The 17,074-nt window shown below is 73.1% G+C and carries 21 protein-coding genes; 13 read left to right on the top strand and 8 right to left on the bottom strand.

What is annotated here, in order from left to right:
* Positions 1-139: 139 nt before the first annotated feature.
* Genes EV374_RS20940 through EV374_RS20935 form a run of 3 tightly spaced genes read left to right on the top strand, consistent with a single transcriptional unit; the run spans position 140 to position 3,226 of the window.
* Positions 140-2,695: an ATP-dependent Clp protease ATP-binding subunit gene (locus tag EV374_RS20940; protein ID WP_132237917.1), complete on the top strand. Its 2,556-nt coding sequence runs from the start codon at positions 140-142 to the stop codon at positions 2,693-2,695.
* A 13-nt stretch (positions 2,696-2,708) separates the two neighbouring features.
* Positions 2,709-2,876 carry a hypothetical protein gene (locus EV374_RS32685; protein ID WP_165947855.1) on the top strand — a complete coding sequence of 56 codons (168 nt, stop codon included), beginning with the start codon at positions 2,709-2,711 and terminating at the stop codon, positions 2,874-2,876.
* Positions 2,876-3,226, top strand: coding sequence for a DUF3140 domain-containing protein (locus EV374_RS20935; RefSeq protein ID WP_132237915.1), 351 nt, complete (start codon positions 2,876-2,878; stop codon positions 3,224-3,226). The genes EV374_RS32685 and EV374_RS20935 overlap by 1 nt, the downstream gene beginning before the upstream one ends.
* A gap of 47 nt (positions 3,227-3,273) precedes the next feature.
* On the opposite strand, the gene EV374_RS20930 is transcribed toward EV374_RS20935, so the two are convergent.
* The 4 genes from EV374_RS20930 to EV374_RS20915 form a co-directional block, all read right to left on the bottom strand.
* Entirely contained in the window at positions 3,274-3,516 is a 243-nt protein-coding gene (locus EV374_RS20930) for a hypothetical protein (RefSeq protein WP_132237913.1), read from the bottom strand.
* Positions 3,517-3,535: 19 nt separating this feature from the next.
* Positions 3,536-4,531, bottom strand: a complete 996-nt coding sequence (locus EV374_RS20925; protein WP_132237911.1) for a LysR family transcriptional regulator — start codon at positions 4,529-4,531, stop codon at positions 3,536-3,538.
* Between the two features lie 110 nt (positions 4,532-4,641).
* A complete protein-coding gene (locus EV374_RS20920; RefSeq protein ID WP_132237909.1) occupies positions 4,642-5,250 on the bottom strand; it encodes a hemerythrin domain-containing protein in 609 nt (202 codons plus the stop codon).
* A gap of 150 nt (positions 5,251-5,400) precedes the next feature.
* Entirely contained in the window at positions 5,401-6,597 is a 1,197-nt protein-coding gene (locus tag EV374_RS20915) for an RNA-guided endonuclease InsQ/TnpB family protein (RefSeq protein ID WP_207914419.1), read from the bottom strand.
* Between the two features lie 169 nt (positions 6,598-6,766).
* Between EV374_RS20915 and EV374_RS20910 the strand changes: the two genes are divergently transcribed.
* Together EV374_RS20910 and EV374_RS20905 are read left to right on the top strand one after the other, a co-directional pair.
* Entirely contained in the window at positions 6,767-8,089 is a 1,323-nt protein-coding gene (locus EV374_RS20910) for a M20/M25/M40 family metallo-hydrolase (protein WP_132237905.1), read from the top strand.
* A 60-nt stretch (positions 8,090-8,149) separates the two neighbouring features.
* Positions 8,150-8,803, top strand: a complete 654-nt coding sequence (locus EV374_RS20905; RefSeq protein ID WP_132237903.1) for a hypothetical protein — start codon at positions 8,150-8,152, stop codon at positions 8,801-8,803.
* 77 nt (positions 8,804-8,880) lie between these two features.
* Here the strand turns inward: EV374_RS20905 and EV374_RS20900 are convergent, their stop codons facing one another.
* Positions 8,881-9,072 (bottom strand): DUF5703 family protein, encoded by a 192-nt coding sequence (locus EV374_RS20900; RefSeq protein ID WP_121399254.1) that lies wholly within the window; start codon positions 9,070-9,072, stop codon positions 8,881-8,883.
* 139 nt (positions 9,073-9,211) lie between these two features.
* On the opposite strand from EV374_RS20900, the gene EV374_RS20895 reads away from it, so the two are divergent.
* From EV374_RS20895 to EV374_RS32680, 3 genes are all read left to right on the top strand, one after another.
* On the top strand, positions 9,212-9,691 hold the full coding sequence (locus EV374_RS20895) for a DUF2975 domain-containing protein (RefSeq protein WP_132237901.1): 480 nt from the start codon (positions 9,212-9,214) through the stop codon (positions 9,689-9,691).
* Positions 9,691-9,897, top strand: a complete 207-nt coding sequence (locus EV374_RS20890) for a helix-turn-helix domain-containing protein (protein ID WP_026874506.1) — start codon at positions 9,691-9,693, stop codon at positions 9,895-9,897. Before EV374_RS20895 ends, EV374_RS20890 begins: the two co-directional genes overlap by 1 nt.
* 85 nt (positions 9,898-9,982) lie before the next feature.
* A complete protein-coding gene (locus tag EV374_RS32680) occupies positions 9,983-10,138 on the top strand; it encodes a hypothetical protein (RefSeq protein WP_165947854.1) in 156 nt (51 codons plus the stop codon).
* Positions 10,139-10,159: 21 nt separating this feature from the next.
* On the opposite strand, the gene EV374_RS20885 is transcribed toward EV374_RS32680, so the two are convergent.
* Entirely contained in the window at positions 10,160-11,176 is a 1,017-nt protein-coding gene (locus EV374_RS20885; protein ID WP_132237899.1) for an SseB family protein, read from the bottom strand.
* Complete coding sequence (locus EV374_RS20880) at positions 11,173-11,592, bottom strand: YbaB/EbfC family nucleoid-associated protein (protein WP_132237897.1); 420 nt, start codon at positions 11,590-11,592, stop codon at positions 11,173-11,175. The genes EV374_RS20885 and EV374_RS20880 overlap by 4 nt, the downstream gene beginning before the upstream one ends.
* Positions 11,593-11,684: 92 nt before the next feature.
* Here EV374_RS20880 and EV374_RS20875 point away from each other — a divergent pair, with 92 nt between their 5' ends.
* Genes EV374_RS20875 through EV374_RS20865 form a run of 3 tightly spaced genes read left to right on the top strand, consistent with a single transcriptional unit; the run spans position 11,685 to position 13,992 of the window.
* A complete protein-coding gene (locus EV374_RS20875) occupies positions 11,685-12,014 on the top strand; it encodes a hypothetical protein (protein WP_132237895.1) in 330 nt (109 codons plus the stop codon).
* The gene (locus EV374_RS20870) at positions 12,011-13,072 is read left to right on the top strand and encodes a PPE domain-containing protein (protein ID WP_132237893.1); all 1,062 of its coding nucleotides are present in this window, start codon (positions 12,011-12,013) and stop codon (positions 13,070-13,072) included. Before EV374_RS20875 ends, EV374_RS20870 begins: the two co-directional genes overlap by 4 nt.
* Before the next feature lie 23 nt (positions 13,073-13,095).
* The gene (locus EV374_RS20865) at positions 13,096-13,992 is read left to right on the top strand and encodes a hypothetical protein (protein WP_132237891.1); all 897 of its coding nucleotides are present in this window, start codon (positions 13,096-13,098) and stop codon (positions 13,990-13,992) included.
* Between the two features lie 23 nt (positions 13,993-14,015).
* Here EV374_RS20865 and EV374_RS20860 read toward each other — a convergent pair whose 3' ends face one another.
* Positions 14,016-14,987 carry an aldo/keto reductase gene (locus tag EV374_RS20860; protein WP_132237889.1) on the bottom strand — a complete coding sequence of 324 codons (972 nt, stop codon included), beginning with the start codon at positions 14,985-14,987 and terminating at the stop codon, positions 14,016-14,018.
* Between the two features lie 177 nt (positions 14,988-15,164).
* Here EV374_RS20860 and EV374_RS20855 point away from each other — a divergent pair, with 177 nt between their 5' ends.
* Positions 15,165-16,217 carry an LLM class F420-dependent oxidoreductase gene (locus EV374_RS20855; protein ID WP_132238108.1) on the top strand — a complete coding sequence of 351 codons (1,053 nt, stop codon included), beginning with the start codon at positions 15,165-15,167 and terminating at the stop codon, positions 16,215-16,217.
* On the top strand, positions 16,214-17,050 hold the full coding sequence (locus EV374_RS20850; protein ID WP_132237887.1) for an undecaprenyl-diphosphate phosphatase: 837 nt from the start codon (positions 16,214-16,216) through the stop codon (positions 17,048-17,050). The genes EV374_RS20855 and EV374_RS20850 overlap by 4 nt, the downstream gene beginning before the upstream one ends.
* Positions 17,051-17,074: the final 24 nt, after the last annotated feature.

Here is a 17,074-nt window from a genome sequence, read left to right as displayed (position 1 = left end):
CCGCAGGCGTTAACAGGGGCCCTTCCTTGCACCTCGCCCGGGGGCCCTCGTGGCGGGTCGCGGCGTGGGTGGTGGCGTTTGTCGGGCGGACCGCCGGGTAGCCCCTGGCGACCGTCGCGCCCGACTGCGGAGGACAGACATGATGGGACCCGGTGACTTCGGCTCCGACCCCTGGGACGAGTTCCTGGCCCGGTACTTCGGCCGGGGCGAGGGTGGGCGCCGACCCGCGCACCGGGTCGACATCACCCGGCTGATGACCGCCGACGCCAGGGAGATGCTGGCCGACGCGGCCCGCCGGGCCGCCCAACGCAAGAGCACCGACCTCGACACCGACCACCTGCTCTGGGCCGCGCTGCAACGCGAACCGCTGCGCGACCTCGTCCGGCGTGCCGGCGCCGACCCGGACACGCTGCTCAACGCGCTCGGTGGGCGCGGCGACGGCGCGCCCAAGGGCGAGGTGCCGCCCAACCTGTCGCTCACTCCCGCGGCCAAGCGGGCGCTGCTCGACGCCCACCAGCTGTCCCGGGCGATGGGCGCCAACTACATCGGCCCCGAGCACATCCTGATGGCGCTGCCGCTGAACCCGGAGTCCCCGGCGGGCCGGATGCTCGCCGCCGGCCGGATCCAGCCGGAGTCGTTGCAGGCGGCCAGCGCCGAGCGCGGGCCGATGACCGGGCCGAAGCCCGACCGGGGCACGCCCACCCTCGACCAGTACGGCCAGGACCTCACCGACCTGGCCCGCAACGACCAGATCGACCCGGTGATCGGCCGGGCCGACGAGATCGAGCAGGCCGTCGAGATCCTGTCCCGGCGGACGAAGAACAACCCGGTGCTCATCGGCGAGGCCGGCGTCGGCAAGACCGCGATCGTGGAGGGGCTGGCGGAGCGGATCTGCGACGGCGACGTGCCGCAGACGTTGCTCGGCAAGCGGGTGATCCAGCTCGACCTGGCCGGCCTGGTGGCGGGAACCCGCTACCGGGGCGACTTCGAGGAGCGGCTGAAGAAGGTGATCGACGAGATCCGGGCGCACCGCGACGAGCTGATCGTCTTCCTCGACGAGATCCACACCCTGGTCGGTGCGGGCGGGGCGGGCAGCGAGGGCGGCATGGACGCCTCGAACATGCTCAAGCCGGCGCTGGCCCGGGGCGAACTGCGGGTGATCGGCGCGACCACGCTGGACGAGTACCGCAAGAGCATCGAGAAGGACGCGGCGCTGGCCCGCCGCTTCCAGCCGGTGTTCGTGCCGGAACCCACCGTCGACGACACCGTGGCGATCCTGCGCGGTCTGCGCGACCGCTACGAGGCCCACCACCAGGTGCGGTTCACCGACGAGGCGCTGGTCGCCGCGACCGAGCTGTCCGACCGGTACGTGACCGACCGGTTCCTGCCGGACAAGGCGATCGACCTGATCGACCAGGCCGGCGCCCGGGTCCGGCTGCGCACCCGCACCCCGGCGTCCGACGTGCGGGAGCTGGAGACACAGCTCGAGGAGGTACGCCGGGACAAGGAACAGGCCGTCGCCGACGAGCAGTACGAGAAGGCGTCCACGCTGCGCGACCAGCTCGCCGAGCTGGAGGAGCAGATCCGCCGGGCCCGGGGCGACGAGGGCGGCCCGTCGCAGGTGCCGGCCGTTGGGCCGCAGGAGATCGCCGAGGTGGTCTCCCGCGCCACCGGCATCCCGATCAGCCAGCTCACCGAGGAGGAACGCGACCGGCTGCTGCGCCTGGAGGGCCACCTGCACGAGAAGGTGGTCGGCCAGGAGGACGCGGTCACCGCGGTCGCCGAGGCGGTCCGCCGCTCGCGTGCCGGGCTGGCCGACCCGGACCGCCCGATGGGCAGCTTCCTCTTCCTCGGGCCCACCGGCGTCGGCAAGACCGAGCTGGCCCGGGCCCTCGCGGAGGCGTTGTTCGGCGAGGCCGACCGGATGGTCCGGGTGGACATGAGCGAGTTCCAGGAGCGGCACACGGTCAGCCGGCTCGTCGGCGCCCCGCCCGGGTACGTCGGCTACGAGGAGGCCGGCCAGCTCACCGAGGCGGTCCGCCGCCGCCCGTACGCGGTGGTGCTGCTCGACGAGATCGAGAAGGCCCACGCGGACGTGTTCAACATCCTGCTCCAGGTGCTCGACGACGGGCGGCTCACCGACAGCCAGGGCCGGACGGTCAACTTCAAGAACACCGTACTGATCATGACGAGCAACCTCGGCTCGGAGCTGATCACCGGCGCCCAGCGCGCGGTCGGGTTCGGCACCGGCGCGGAGGGCGGCGAGCAGGAGCGCGACGAGCTGCGCGAGCGGCTGATGCGCCGGCTCCAGGAGAACTTCCGGCCGGAGTTCCTCAACCGCATCGACGAGGTGATCATCTTCCGCCGGCTGGAGGCCGAGCAGCTGCGCCAGATCACCGGCCTGCTGCTGGAGGAGACCCGTCGCCGCCTGCACGCGCAGGACATCCAGGTCCACTTCACCACCGCCGGCGTCGACTGGATCGCCGAGCACGGCTACCAGCCGGAGTTCGGCGCCCGGCCGTTGCGCCGGGTCATCCAGCGGGAGGTGGACAACCAGCTGTCCCGGATGCTGCTGGAGTCGGCGGTCTCACCCGGCCAGAAGATCACCGTGGACGCCCGCGACGGGCGGCTCGCCTTCGACGTGACGGCCGGCGAGCGCGGCTACACCCCGGCCACGACGTCCCATCCCCGATGACCGGAGGGCGGACATGAGCGAACCCGAGGAGACCCGGGACGAGAGCGAGCGCACCGATCCGATCGTGGCCCCGCCGACCGCCAACCCCGCCCGGGTGCGGATGCCGCCGGAGGGCGTGGGCCAGCAGGGCGACGATCCGGAGCCGGCGGAGTCCGACCGCCGCCGTCGAGAGGAGGGCTGATGGTACGCGAGCAGCGGCTCGAACCCGAGGTGGAGGTGCTCTGGGACGACTTCCACGCCCAGGTGAACGTCCCGTCGGAGCAGTTGCGGCAGTGGTTGCTCACCCGCGGCTCCGGGGAGGAGTCGTTCGGGCCCGACCCGGACCTCGACCTGCCCGGGATGGGCCGACGGATCCTGCGGGTGCTGGCCAAACGCAAGGTCGACCTCACGCCGGAGGACATCCGGGTGATGCGGGACGCGATCGACGAGATCCAGTCCCTGCTGGACGAGAAGCCGCCCCGCGGCAACGCCGACGACGAGTGGCGGCACGCCCTGCTCGACCTGGGCCACGACGTCCTCGTCGAACGCTGAGCCGGCGGCGGGCGGCGCCCGGGAGGACCGGGCGCCGCCCGCCGTGGTCAACCGTGGTCGCTCTCCAGGCTGCCGATCGTCAGGCCCGCGGCGTCGGCCGCCGCCTCGCGGTCGGCGCGCGCCCGCTCCTCGCGGGTCAGCAGGTTGGCGTACTCCGTGACGTCCGCCGGGTCGGGCACCTCGGGCAGGCGACGCAGGAACGCCTCCACGTCGCGGGCGGCGGCGGTGTGCGTGGCGGCGGCCTGCCGGAGGATCTCCCGGTCGTCGGCGGCGGGGTAGGCATCGGTCATGTCCGCCTGATACCCGGCGCTACGCCGTTCGCACCCCGTCGGCCCCGGCGGCCGTCAGCCTCCGCGCCCCGTAGGTGGGGTTACGCAGCAGCCAGGCCAGGTATTCCGGGTGCGCCGCCAGCGAGTCGGTGTACGCGGCCAGCGCGAACTCCAGCACCAGTTCGGCGTCGCGGGCGGCGGGGGAGTCGGGATGCCAGCCCAGCATCAGCCGCCAGCGCAGCGGCGTCCCGGCCAGCATCCGGGTGACCAACCCGGCGACCGGGCGGAAGGTGGCCTGGCAGAGCGCGATCGCCTCGCCGGAGTCCACCATGTCGATGCAGCAGCGCACGTCGGTCTCGTACACCTTGCGCGGGGTGAAGCCGGCGCGGGCGCAGGCGGCGGCGAAGCAGTCGCCGAAGCAGCCGTCGCCGGGCGCGGCGACCCACTGCTCGTGGCTCAGGTCCACCAGGCTCACCTCGGCGTGCCCGGCCAGCGGGTGCTGCTCCGGCAGCAGCACCAGCACCGGGTCGACGGCCACCTCCCGCCAGCTCAATCCGAGCTCGGCGGGCGGGGCCGCGTCGCCGCACACCCCGATCAGCGCGAAGTCCAGCCGGCCGCCCGCGACGAGCTGGGCCAGCTCGTCGGCCGACCAGGAGGCGTGGGTGGTGATCTGGGCCGGTGGGGGCTCCGCGGCGAGCCGGTGCACGAGCCGGCCGAGGATGGGGCTGTTCACCCCGCCGAACCGGTAGCGGCGGGGCACGTCCCCGGCCCCCGCCAGCCGCGCCGCTTCGTCCTGCAGGCCCTTCATCGCCGGCAGCAGCACCCGCGCCCGGGCGAGCACCAGCTCGCCGAGGGCGGTCGGGCGGGCGCCGCGGCGGTCCCGCTCGAACAAGGGCCCGCCCAGGGTCCGCTCGATGCGCTGGAGCTGGGCGGTGAGTGCTGGCTGGGCCAGGCCGAGCGTCGATGCCGCCTTGGTCACGCTCCCCGTCTCCGCGATCGCGCAGACCACCCTCAGGTGTCGCAGCTCCAGATTCATACCGTGACGGTATGACCCCGTAGCGGCCGACGGAAGGCCCTGAACGGATCAACGCATCCCAATGTGTCCCCGATCTGCCCCGGCGCGCCGCGCCCGCGCCCGCCGCCGGCTCAGCCCGGCGGCCGCTCGGTGAGGTCGGCCAGGTAGGTGGGTCGGCCGGTGACGGCGTCGCGGACCTTGTCGACGGCGCCCACCGCGGGCTCGACGACCCGGTTCCACGGCGGGGTCGCCGGGGTGCCGGGGTGCGGGCGGGTCGGGGCCGCCTCCTCGGCGATCTCCAGCCGGTTGCCCAGGCGGATCAGCTCCTCGGCGCTGGCCACCTCGCGCAGCGCCGCGACGAGCGCGCCCGCTTCCTCGACGTGGCGGTGGACCCGCGCGGCGACGTCGGCGAGCCCCTCGTCGGCGAGCGCCTTCAGGGCGGTCAGCAGGGCCCGGTCGTCCGCGATGGCCCGGTCGATCCGCTCCGCCGCGTCGGGCAGCGCGGCCCGGACGGCGGGCAGCAGGTATTGCTCCTCGGCGGACAGGTGCCGCGACAGCGCCGCCGTGAGCACCTCCAGGCCGCGCTCGGGGGCGGGCTCCGGGCCCGGGTCGGTGAGCCGCCGCAGCAGCTCCCGCAGTTGCCGGTGCTCGGCGTCGAGGATGTCGGCGATGCTGCGGCCGCCCGGCCGGAAGCCCTCGTCCTCTCCGGTCGGCGGCAGCGGTGGCAGGGGAACGGTCATGGTGCCCTCCTCTGTGGCGGGCGGTGCAGGTGGTGGGGAGCGGGTCGCGAGCGGCGGTACCCGGCGGCGTCGGCGGCGAAACCGCCTGGATCGGCCGCCGAGTGCCGGTCGATCCGGCTGGTATGAAGAACCGTTGACATCCTCCCCGCCCTAGAGGGCGCGGGTTCCCTGGGTCGCCCCAGGGGTTTCCTGCTTCATCGCCGACCGCCTCGTCCGGGAGGGTTCCCGTTGAGGTCTTACACCGGCTCCACAGGCAGCAGCCGCCAGCCCGGCGGCCAGGATGTTGCGTGCCGCGTTGACGTCGCGGTCGTGGGTGGTGCCGCACCGGCACGTCCAGGCCCGCACTTTCAGCGGCATGTTCCGCGCGACGGCTGCGCAGGTCGAGCACACCTTGGAGGAGGGGTACCAGCGGTCGATCACGGTGAGGTTCCGGCCGTACCAGGCGCACTTGTAGGTGAGCAGCTCGCGGAACTGGTGCCAGGCCGCATCGTTGATGGCGCGGGCCAGGCGGTGGTTGCGGACCATGTTGCGCACGGTCAGGTCCTCGATCACGAGCGTTTGGTTTTCGCGCACGAGTCGAGTGGTGAGCTTGTGCAGGTGATCACGCCTGCGATCGCCGATGCGGGCGTGGACGCGGGCCACCTTGAGCCGGGCCTTGGCCCGGTTGTGGGAGCCCTTCTCCTTGCGTGCCAGCTCTCGCTGGGCGCGGGCCAGCCGAGTGCGGTCGGCCCGTTCGTGCCGGGGGTTGGCGATCTTCTCCCCGGTGGACAGGGTCAGCAGGTGCTCGAGGCCGGCATCGATGCCTACTGCGCTCTCGGCGGCCGGGAGGGTCTCGATCTGGTCCTCACAGAGCAGGGACACGAACCAGCGGCCGGCCGAATCGCGGGACACGGTCACGGTGGACGGGGACTGCCCTTCGGGCAGCGACCTCGACCAGACGATGGCCAGCGGGTCGGTCATCTTGGCCAGAGTGAGCTGGCCGTCTCTCCAGCGGAACGCGCTGGGGGTGAACTCGGCCGAAGCTCGCGACCTGCGCTTGGACTTGAAGCGCGGGTAGCGGGCGCGCTTGTCCCAGAAATTCGCGAAGGCGCTTTGCAGATGCCGCAGCGTCTGCTGCAGCGGCACGGAGGAGACCTCGTTGAGGAAAGCCAACTCCTCAGTCTTCTTCCAAGCGGTCAGCATCGCGCTGGTCGCGTTGTAGTTGACCCGTTCCTGCCGCTGGTACCACGCCTCGGTCCGGGCATGCAGGGCCAGGTTGTAGACCTTGCGCACGCACCCGAACGTTCGGCTCAACAGCTCTGCCTGCTGGGCCGTCGGGTAGAAGCGGAACTTGTAGGCCCGCTTCACCCTTGAGGTCACTTTCACAAGCTAACACGATAGTTTGGAACCGGACCTGCGGTATCCGTGCGGTACTTCTGTCGGCCTTGACGGCGGCCCTGCCATCCCTGACCTGTCTCGCAGGAGGTCCCGTTCCCTCCCCGGCCCGAAGGCCCGGGACACTCACAGAAGGAGTCTGATGACGAGCGACTTCGCCCGACCCGACCCCACCGACGAGGTCGTCGACCTCTGCCGTGACCTGCTGCGGATCGACACCACCAACACCGGGGACAACGACACCAGCGCCGGGGAACGCCTCGCCGCCGAGTACGTGGCGGAGAAGCTGGCCGAGGTGGGCGTCGAGTCCGTCATCCACGAGTCGGCGCCCGGCCGGGCCAACCTGGTCGCCCGCATCCCCGGCACCGACCCGAGCCGCGGTGCGCTGCTGGTGCACGGCCACCTCGACGTCGTCCCCGCCGACGCCGACGAGTGGTCGGTGCACCCGTTCTCCGGTGAGCTGCGCGACGGCTACCTGTGGGGCCGGGGCGCCATCGACATGAAGGACTTCGACGCGATGGTGCTGGCCGTGGTGCGGCACTGGCAGCGCACCGGGGTCCGCCCGCCCCGGGACATCGTGCTCGCGTACACCGCCGACGAGGAGGCGGGCAGCGACTACGGCGCGCACTTCCTCGTCGAGCGGCACCGTGGTCTGCTCGACGGCTGCACCGAGGCCATCGGCGAGGTCGGCGGCTTCTCGTACTCGGTCAACGACAGCCAGCGGCTCTATCTGATCGAGACCGCCGAGAAGGGCATCGACTGGCTGCGCCTGCACGCCAGGGGCCGCCCCGGGCACGGCTCGATGATCCACGACGACAACGCGGTCACGGCGCTCGCCGAGGCGGTGGCCCGGGTCGGCCGGCACCGCTTCCCCGTGGTGGTCACCGACACCGTGCGGGCGTTCCTGGAGGAGGTCTCCGACCTGCTCGGCGTCGAGCTGGACCCGGAGGACCCGGAGACCGCCATCGCCAAGCTCGGGCCGATCGCCAACATCATCGGCGCGACGATCCGCAACACCGCCAACCCGACCCGGCTCGCCGCCGGGTACAAGGACAACGTCATCCCGGGCCGGGCCACCGCCACCATCGACTGCCGCAGCCTGCCGGGGCAGTCGGAGCTGCTGGAACGGCAGCTGCGCGAGCTGGTCGGTCCGGACATCGTCATCGAGTACCTCCAGCGCCAGCCGGCGCTGGAGACGACGTTCGACGGCGACCTGGTCGACGCGATGTCCGCCGCGCTGCGCGCGGAGGACCCGGGGGCGCGGCCGGTGCCGTACATGCTCTCCGGCGGCACCGACGCGAAGGCGTTCTCGCAGCTCGGCATCCGCTGCTTCGGCTTCGCGCCGCTGCGGCTGCCCGCCGACCTGAACTTCTCCGCGCTGTTCCACGGCATCGACGAGCGGGTTCCGGTGGACGGACTACAGTTCGGCGTGCGGGTTCTCGACCGGTTCCTCCGCACCTGCTAGCCCCCGCCAGGAACCCCCGTGTCCCGGCGGGAACCACTGATCGTGAAGGGACTGACCCACATGACCGACCAGCACGGTGAGCTGGACGCCGCCCTCGAGCGCGTGATCGATGCGGCCCGCCACCACCTGGCCGCCGTCCGCGCCGCACAGGGCCGCGTCGACGACGACGACGTCTGGCAGGCGTACGTCGCGCTCAACAACGCGTCCTTCGCGTACGACGAGCAACTCCTGGACGCCTTCGGCGAGGTCACCCCGTGGGACGTCGAGTCGATCGACCCGGAGGAGGCCGACCAGCGCCTCGGGGCCGCGGAGGGCGTGGAGCCCACCGACCCGCACCCGCGGGTGATCTCGGTACGGCAGCGTCGCGACTACCGGGTGCCGAGCGTGTCGGCGTTGATCCGGGTCGCCGAGGCCGCCCGGCGGGAGGGCACCCCGGCCGAGGACGAGCCGGAGCCCGTCGAGGGGGTCGGCGAGGCGGTGCTGGAGCTGCTCCAGAGCGGTGACGGCTCGCTCGGCGCGCTGGACGTGCCGGAGCTGGAGCCGCTCGACGGCGTGGTGATGGTCAGCGAGGTCGGCACCCCGGTCGACCTGGAGTCGTTCGACGACGACGACCCGGTGGGTCCGTTCCAGCCGGCGGCCGACGACCGGCTGGTCGGCCGGCTCGACGAGCACCCCTTCATGGAGCTCGACGAGGAGCACGACCACGCCCACTAGGCGGTGACGGCCCGCCGGTCAGGCGGCGCAGGCCCGGGGCCCGACCGGAAGGTCGGCCCCGGGCCTTGCCTTCGTGGTCAGTACGACAGTCCCGGCTGCGGCTGGTTGACCCGGCGGCGGCGCAGCACCACCTGCCGCGTGCCGTCGCGGTACAGCCGTACCCGCGCCAACTCCCACCCGGAGAACTCCGCCTGGATCGCCAACTGCGCCGCGGCGGTCAACCGGTCGACGTCCGGCGGCAGCCGCAGCGGCGCGTACTCGTAGTCCATGACCTCCATGCTGCCCAGCCCGGGAGGCCTTCGCCACCCCCTCACCGGTGACCCGCGCCGCTGCGAGGCGTGGCCGCCCGGATTCCCGACCGTCGCCGAACCGATTGACTTTCGATAGGTTAAGAGCGATAGTCGATGCATGTTCAACGAGCATCGAGCGGTAGCCCCGCTCAGAGTCTTTCTCGTCGTGCTGTTCGGGATCCTGGTCATGCTCCAGACCTTCTCGCTGCCCGGGCAGTTCGCCCACATGGCCGAGGAGTCTCCGGAGCAGGCCTACCTCAGGTGGCCGATGACCGCCGTGGCGGTGTTCTGGGTGCTGTGCGTCCAGGTGGTGGTCGTGTCCACCTGGAAGCTGCTCACCCTGGTCAAGCACGACCGCATCTTCAGCGACGCCTCGCTGGCGTGGGTGGACGCGATCGTCTGGGCGATCGCCGCCGCCTGGGTCGTGCTGCTGGGCGTCTTCCTCTACGTCGGCTTCAACGCCACGGACCCCGGGCTGCCGCTCCTGCTGTTCCTGCTGCTGGTGGGCGTCGCCGTGCTGGGCCTGCTGATGGTGGTGATGCGCGCGCTGCTGCGGCAGGCCACGACCCTGCGTACCGACATGGAGGCGGTGATCTGATGCCCATCGTCGTACGCATCGACGTCGAACTGGCGAAACGCAAGATGAGCGTCGGCGAGTTCGCCGAGCGCGTCGGACTCACGCCGGCGAACGTGGCGGTGCTGAAGAACGGCCGGGCCAAGGCCGTGCGGTTCAGCACCCTGGAGGCCATGTGCCGGGTGCTCGACTGCCAGCCCGGTGACCTGCTCGAGTGGGTCGACGAGTGAACCCCCACGACGCGCCGCCCCGGACCACCGACCACGAACCGCCCGCCGGCAGGTCCGCGACCCCGGCCGCCACCAGGGAGACGCCATGACGTACCTGCTCGCACTCCTCGCCGCCGCGCTCGGCGTCGCCGGCGTCGTGCACGGGGAGGCCGACGACTCGCCCGGCCTCCAGCTCCTGGGCGTCGTGCTCGTCGTCGGCGCGGTCGTGTTCGCCGTGCGGCACGCGCGGCGCGGCCGGTAGCGGTGGGCCGCCGACCGGCGGTCAGCCGGTGGGCGGGTTCGCCGCCAGCAGCGCGGCCAGCGACGCCGCCCCCAGGGCCAGGGCGCGCGGGGTGCCCGCGTCCACCACCAACCCCCACGCCGGGTCGGGCCAGTCCGCGAGCAGGTCCGCGCAGGGCACGGCGACGAACGGCACGCCCTCCCCGGCGAACGCGGTCAGCGCCTCCGGGGAGGTGAAGACGGGCAGCAGCGGCGCACCGGTCGGGTCGGTGACGATCGTCCACGGCACCTCGCGGTCCGGCCCCGGCTCCGCCGCCAGCGGTACGCAGACCGCGGCGGCGGCGAGGACGCCGAGGTAGCCGGGCAGGTCCCGCCGCGCGCCGGCCTCGCCGAGCAGGTCGAGCACGGACGGCCCGCCCGGGTCCGCCCCGCTCCGCGCCTCGTCCGCGGCGGGGCCCGCGGGCGAATCCGCGGACCGTTCCGCGGGCGGCGGGTCGGGCACGCGCGCGTCCCCGGCCCCCGCAGCGGGCTGCCCGGCTCCGGCGACGGGCCTCTCGACTTGGGCAGCGGCGTGTTCGGCCCCCGCAGCGGGCTGCCCGGCTCCGGCGACGGGCCTCTCGGCTCCGGCGGCGGGGTGTTCGGCTTCGGCAGCGGGGTGCCCGGCCCCGGCGACGGGTTCGGCGGCCCGGACGCGGGGCACGGTCGGCTCCGGGCGCACCCGGGGACCGGTGGGCGGGAGGATCTGGCAGGACAGCGCTGCGGGCTCCGTGGTGAGCACCGTGGCGGCGGTCTGCGCCGCGAACCCGCTCCACCAGCGCAGGCCCTCGGCGGTGCGCGGCGTCTCGTACCACCAACCGCCGACTCCGCGCGGCGCCTGCCAGCCGAGTTCGGCCAGGCGTCGCTCGTCGTAGGGCGGGCAGACCCCGCGGACGGTGTCCCGGCGCACCATCAGGTGCAGCCGGCGGGGGCCGGCGACGAGCTCCAGGTCGGTGTCGCGGTCGCAGCCCGACAGCGTGTCGTGGAGCCGGGCGACGATGTCTGGCCAGCCCGGCGACGTCATGCCGGCGGCCCCGGCAGGCGGCCGTCAAGCCGGCCGAGCCGGCCCATCGCCTCCTCCAGGCGGCCCAGCGAGGCGAAGTCGCCGGGGGTGCCGAAGATCCCGTTCAGACCCGCGCCGAGCGTCGCGTCGAGACCCCCGGTGCGCTCTTCGAGCTGCGCGGTCGCCGCCGCGCGGGCCTGCCGGTACGCCTGCAGCACCATGGCCGCGAGGTCCTCGGTGCCCACCCGCAGCGCGGTCGGGGCGAGGCTCAGGTCGGACAGCTCGCCGGTGGCGTCGACGGTCGCGGTGACCAGGCCGCTGTCGTCGGTGGCGGTGGCGCTCAGCTCGTCCAGGTCGTCGGTGAGCCCGGCGAAGCGGCGTTCGATGTCGGCGAGCCGTCCGGCGAGTGCGTCGAACGCGGACAGCGGGTCAGACATGAGAACCTCCCGTGCGCGGTGCCGTCCGGGGTGGCGCCCGGCGGCGGCATGATCGTATCGTCGTCCCGCCGGGCGAGTGGGGGAGGAACGGCGTGCCTGACATCGACGTCGACGTGCAGGCGGTGCGTCGGCTGGAGGCGGCGGCGAAGCGGGTGGCCACCTCGCTGACCGCGCTGGAGAGCCGGATCACGTCAGCGGGCGACATACCGGACGGGGCCTTCGGGCACCTGCCGTTCGTCAGCGACATGCTCCGCGAGAAGTACGCCGAGCAGGTCACCGGGGGGATGGAGCTGTTCCGGTCCGGCCACGACGCGTTCGAGCGGGTCGGCGGCGCGCTGGGCGGGACGGCCGAGGCCTACGAGCGCAACGAGCAGGACATCGACTCCTCCTTCCGCGCCATCGGCGCCGGGATGCCCCGGTGAGTGGGCCCGCGGGCACCGCCGTCGAGCTCTGGAACGGCATCGACAACGCCCTGTCCGGCGTGGACAAGGTGGTCGACAGCGTCTGCCGCACCCTCGCCTGGCCGCTGATCCAGCTCGTCGACCTCGTCGACGGCGAGCCGGCCGCGCTGCGCGCCAAGGCCACGGAGTGGGACGCGCTGGCCGCGCAGGTGCGGGAGCTGGCGATGGGCCACCGCAGCGTGCGCGAGGCCGAACAGGCCGGCTGGCGCTCCCCGTCCGGTCAGGCGTACGGGCGGCGGTTGGCCGAGGTCGAGCAGCAGCTGCTGGACGTCGCCGAGCAGTTCGCCGCCACGGCCGAGTACCTGCGCGGGGTGGCCGACGCGCTCCAGACGGTGCACGACGTCCTGGTCGACATCTGCGTCGAGTTCGTCAACTTCCTGCTGGTGACGCTGGTCACCGCGCTGCTGATGGCCCCGTTCACCGCCGGGGCGTCCTGGGCGGCCGGCGTGGCGCTGGGGGTCACCCGGGGCATGATCGCGCTGACCCGGATGTTGAAGATCATCCGGCCGCTGGCGACGCACCTGCAGAAGGTCATCCGGCTGTTGCAACGGGTCCTGCTCCACCTGCGCAAACTGCGCAACCACCTGGACAAGCTGGTCGACAAGCAGAAGGCGCTGCGCGCCGGCCAGAAGTACGCCGACAAGCGCCGCGCCGCCGGCGCCGCCGACAAGTGGCACCACAAGTTCATGGACCCGGCGAAGGGCACCTGGAAGCTCGGCAAGTCCGGTTCGCCGTTCGACATGAGCACGTTCGAGCGCCTCGGGGCGCTGCGGGCGCACGGCATGGCCGACGGGGCGCGGATGATCGGCCGGGACTGGGCCACCAACCTGCCGTGGAACATCCCGAACTCCGTCGTGCACGGCGCCACCTGGGGCACCGTCGCGATGGTCTCCGGCCTGTCGGTGCCCGGCATGGACCAGGTCGGCGACAAGGTCGACGCGGCGGTGCAGGGCGGCGCCGAGTGGATCGACCAGAATGTCTTCGGGCAGCCGCCGGCGCAGCAGCCGGCCGGCAGGTGACGGCCGATCGAGGGGGTGGGGGCGTGTCCGAGGGGCGCAGTCGGCTGGGCCGGCTGACCGACGCGGTGCTGGGCGGTGCGCGGGCCGCCCGGGACAAGGCCCGTGAGCTGCGCGACGAGTTCCGCACCACCGACGAGCCCGAGCGCGCCCTGGTCGCGCCCCTGCTGCCCGACGAGGAGATCCGCTACGTCGGCCTGGCACCGGTCCGGGCCCCGGAGAACCACCGGGCCGGCAGCCAGCTCGCCGACCGGGTCAACGCCGAGCTGGCCGAGGCGCTCGATCCGCGCGCGCTGTTCGGGCTGCTCAACATCGTCAACCCGGTCGCCTGGGTGGACGCGGTGATGACGCCCGTACGCATCGCCGCGGGCGTCCTGCTGCTGCCCGGCAAGGCCGCCGTGCTCGCCGCGGGCACCCCGGAGGCGGCCGAGCCGGAGCCGGCGCCGGGCGGCGCGCCCCGGGAGCCGCTGCCGCTCACCGACGAGCAGGAGGCGTTCCGGGCGCTGTTCCGGCTCAGCCGCTACCGCCCGCTGGCCGACCAGCTCGCCGAGATCGCCTACCGGCGGCGGTACGTCTTCAGCGGCGACCTGGCCACCCTCGCCGGCAGCCTCCTGCTCTTCCTCGAGCGCTACACCGGCACCCCGCTGGCGGTCACCGACACCCACCTGCACCTGCTGCGGATGGGCCGCCGTCCCGACCCCGACCGCGAGGACCGGCGGCGCCCCCAGGTGCTGTGGAGCGTGCCGCGGCGGCGTATCGCCCGCATCGAGTCCGAGCACGGGGCCCGCCTCATGCAGTTCCCGTCCACCATCGTGTTCGACGACGGGTCCTGGATCCGGATCGTCAACCCGGCCACCCGCGACGACCAGTCCCGCTTCCTCGCCGCCGTACGCGACCTGCCCGGCCCGCGCCCCACGGCCTGACGGCGCGCTCGTGCCGCGCGGGGTCAGCCGTCGCGCTCGGGGTAGCCCACCGGCACCGCCGACACGTCGTCCAGCGCGGTGACAATCTCCTCCGGCAGGGTCACCCGCTCGACCTGGAGCGCGCCGAGCAGCTGCCCGACCGTCCGCGCGCCGAGGATCGGGGCCACCACCCCGGGCCGGTCGCGGATCCAGGCCAGCGCCACCTCCGTCGGGGAGACGCCCAGCCCGCCCGCGGCGATGGCGACCGCCTCCACGATGCTGGAGCAGCGGGGCTCCAGGTAGGTGGCGACGAAGCGCTCGAAGTGCGGCGAGGCCGCCCGCGAGTCGGCGGGCCGGCCGTGCCGGTACTTGCCGGTGAGCACCCCGCGGCCCAGCGGCGACCACGGCAGCACCCCCAGCCCGAGGGCCTCGCACGCGGGCAGCACCTCCCGCTCCACGCCCCGTTCCAGCAGCGAGTACTCCACCTGCGCCGCCACCACCGGGGCGCGCCCCGGCCAGGCGGTCTGCCAGGCCGCCGCCCGCGCGGTCTGCCAGCCGGCGAAGTTCGACACCCCGACGTAGCGGACCCGGCCGCTGGCCACCGCGTGGTCGAGCGCCGCGAGCGTCTCCTCCAGCGGCGTGTCGGGGTCGTAGCCGTGCAGTTGGAAGAGGTCGACGTGGTCCGTGCCCAGCCGGCGCAGCGAGGCGTCCAGCGTGCGCAACAGGTGCCCCCGGGAACCGTCCCGACGCCGGCCGCTGCCCGGTCTAAGCCCCGCCTTGGTGGCGATCAGCAGCTCCTCGCGCGGCACCAGGGAGCCCAGCAGCGACCCGATCACCGACTCGGCGTCGCCGTCGCCGTAGACGTCGGCGGTGTCGATCAGGTTGCCGCCCGCGTCGAGGAAACTCTTCAGCTGGGCGGCCGCATCGTCGGCGTCGGTGTCCCGGCCCCACGTCATGGTGCCGAGCGCGAGCCGCGAAACCGCCAGCCCGCTTCGGCCGAGCGGTCGCTGTTGCATGGGTGAACCTTATTTCGAACGAGGGCCCGCCGATATCCTCGCTCCCGTCAAGTGTGCCGGGCGCGTCGCGTTTCCGACCGTCCGGGCACCGCCCCCGGTGGTGGCGACCGGTGAACGGGTCGACTTGGGGCATTGCGTAACCTGATGCGACCTGTGGTGCGGATGGGGGAGGACCTAGTGCGACTCGGGCTCAGCCTCGGATACCAGACGGCGTGGAGCACACCGGCCGATCACCTGGCTTTCGCCCAGGAGGCGGACCGGCTCGGCTACTCGGTGGTGTGGGCGGCGGAGGCCTACGGCTCCGACTCGCCGAGCATGCTCGCCTGGATGGCCGGGCAGACGGAGCGGATCGACCTGGGCAGCGCGGTGATGCAGATCCCCGCCCGTACCCCGGCGATGACCGCGATGACCGCGGCGACCATCGACGCGCTGTCCGGCGGCCGGTTCCGGCTGGGCCTCGGCGTGTCCGGTCCGCAGGTCTCCGAGGGCTGGCACGGCGTACGGTTCGCCAAGCCGCTGGCGCGGACCCGCGAGTTCGTGGACATCGTCAAGCTGGCCGTCGCCCGCAAGTCCGTCGCGTACGACGGCGAGTTCTACACGCTGCCGCTGCCCGACGGCCCGGGCAAGGCGTTGAAGCTGGGCTTCCACCCGCCGCGCGAGCACATCCCGATCTACCTCGCCGCCGTGGGCCCGAAGAACCTGGAGCTGGCCGGTGAGATCGCCGACGGCTGGCTGGCGATCTTCTACGCCCCCGAGTTCGCCGAGGAGCAGCTCGCGTCGGTGCGCGCCGGCCGGGCGAAGGCCGGCAAGGAGCTCGCCGGCTTCGACGTGGTCCCGTCGGTGCCCGTGGTGGTCGGCGACGACATCGCCACCTGCGCCGAGCTGGTCCGCTGGTATGCGGCCCTCTACGTCGGCGGCATGGGCAGCCGCCAGCAGAACTTCTACAACCAGCTCGCCACCCGGATGGGCTACGGCGACGCCGCCCGCGAGGTGCAGGATCTCTACCTGGCCAAGCGGCAGCGCGACGCCGCCGCCGCGGTGCCGCTGGAGTTCATCGACCGCACCTCGCTGCTGGGCCCGAAGGAGCGCATCGCCGAGCGGATGCGGGAGTACGCCGCCGCCGGCGTCACCACCCTGTCGGTGACCCTGTTCGCGGCCGACCGGGACAGCGGCGTGCAGACCCTGCGTACCGTCGCCGAGGCGCTGGACCTCTCGGGAGTCGGCGAGTGACCTGGGTCGAGGCCATCGTCCTGGGCATCGTCCAGGGACTGACCGAGTTCCTTCCGGTCAGCTCGTCCGGTCACCTGCGGATCACCTCGGCGATCTTCTTCGACCGGGACGCCGGGGCGTCGTTCACCGCGGTCACCCAGTTGGGCACCGAGGCGGCGGTGCTGATCTACTTCGCCAAGGACATCTGGCGCATCACCCGTACGTGGCTGGTCGGCATCAGGGACAAGTCGGTGCGTGCCAGCCTCGACTACCGGATGGGCTGGTACGTCATCGTCGGCTCGATCCCGATCGGGCTGTTCGGTTTCCTGTTCAAGGACCAGATCCGCACCGCCGGCCGGAACCTGTGGCTGGTGGCGACCACGCTCATCGTGTTCGCGTTCGTGCTGGCGTTCGCCGAGTACTGGGGGCGGCAGACCCGCACCCTGGTGAACTTCAAGATGCGCGACGGTGTGGTGATGGGCTTCGCCCAGGCGATGGCGCTCATCCCGGGGGTGTCGCGCTCGGGCGGCACGCTCACCGCCGGGCTGTTCCTCAACCTCACCCGGGAGGCGGCGGCGCGCTACTCGTTCCTGCTGGCCATCCCGGCGGTGGTGATGTCCGGGATCTTCAGCGTCGGCGACGTCTTCGAGCCGGCGGCGCCCGGCACGTCGGTGCCGACCGTGGTCCAGATGGTCGTCGCCACGATCATCGCCTTCGGCGTCGGATACGCGGCCATCGCCTGGCTGCTGCGCTACGTCGCCCACCACACCCTGTACGTCTTCGTGCTGTACCGGGTCGCGGTGGGCACCCTGGTGCTCGCCCTGCTGATGACGGGCACCATCAGCGCCACCTGACCCGCCCGCCTCCGTCGGCCCCCG

The organism is Micromonospora sp. CNZ303 (assembly GCF_004345505.1).
This window is presented reverse-complemented; position numbering and strand designations above follow the sequence as displayed.

Bases quoted from the DNA above. Each gene is read 5' to 3' on its own strand.
- EV374_RS20940 (WP_132237917.1), top strand. From the start codon at position 140: ATGATGGGACCCGGTGACTTCGGCTCCGACCCCTGGGACGAGTTCCTG.
- EV374_RS32685 (WP_165947855.1), top strand. From the start codon at position 2,709: ATGAGCGAACCCGAGGAGACCCGGGACGAGAGCGAGCGCACCGATCCG.
- EV374_RS20935 (WP_132237915.1), top strand. From the start codon at position 2,876: ATGGTACGCGAGCAGCGGCTCGAACCCGAGGTGGAGGTGCTCTGGGAC.
- EV374_RS20930 (WP_132237913.1), bottom strand. From the start codon at position 3,516: ATGACCGATGCCTACCCCGCCGCCGACGACCGGGAGATCCTCCGGCAG.
- EV374_RS20925 (WP_132237911.1), bottom strand. From the start codon at position 4,531: ATGAATCTGGAGCTGCGACACCTGAGGGTGGTCTGCGCGATCGCGGAG.
- EV374_RS20920 (WP_132237909.1), bottom strand. From the start codon at position 5,250: ATGACCGTTCCCCTGCCACCGCTGCCGCCGACCGGAGAGGACGAGGGC.
- EV374_RS20910 (WP_132237905.1), top strand. From the start codon at position 6,767: ATGACGAGCGACTTCGCCCGACCCGACCCCACCGACGAGGTCGTCGAC.
- EV374_RS20905 (WP_132237903.1), top strand. From the start codon at position 8,150: ATGACCGACCAGCACGGTGAGCTGGACGCCGCCCTCGAGCGCGTGATC.
- EV374_RS20900 (WP_121399254.1), bottom strand. From the start codon at position 9,072: ATGGACTACGAGTACGCGCCGCTGCGGCTGCCGCCGGACGTCGACCGG.
- EV374_RS20895 (WP_132237901.1), top strand. From the start codon at position 9,212: ATGTTCAACGAGCATCGAGCGGTAGCCCCGCTCAGAGTCTTTCTCGTC.
- EV374_RS20890 (WP_026874506.1), top strand. From the start codon at position 9,691: ATGCCCATCGTCGTACGCATCGACGTCGAACTGGCGAAACGCAAGATG.
- EV374_RS32680 (WP_165947854.1), top strand. From the start codon at position 9,983: ATGACGTACCTGCTCGCACTCCTCGCCGCCGCGCTCGGCGTCGCCGGC.
- EV374_RS20885 (WP_132237899.1), bottom strand. From the start codon at position 11,176: ATGACGTCGCCGGGCTGGCCAGACATCGTCGCCCGGCTCCACGACACG.
- EV374_RS20880 (WP_132237897.1), bottom strand. From the start codon at position 11,592: ATGTCTGACCCGCTGTCCGCGTTCGACGCACTCGCCGGACGGCTCGCC.
- EV374_RS20860 (WP_132237889.1), bottom strand. From the start codon at position 14,987: ATGCAACAGCGACCGCTCGGCCGAAGCGGGCTGGCGGTTTCGCGGCTC.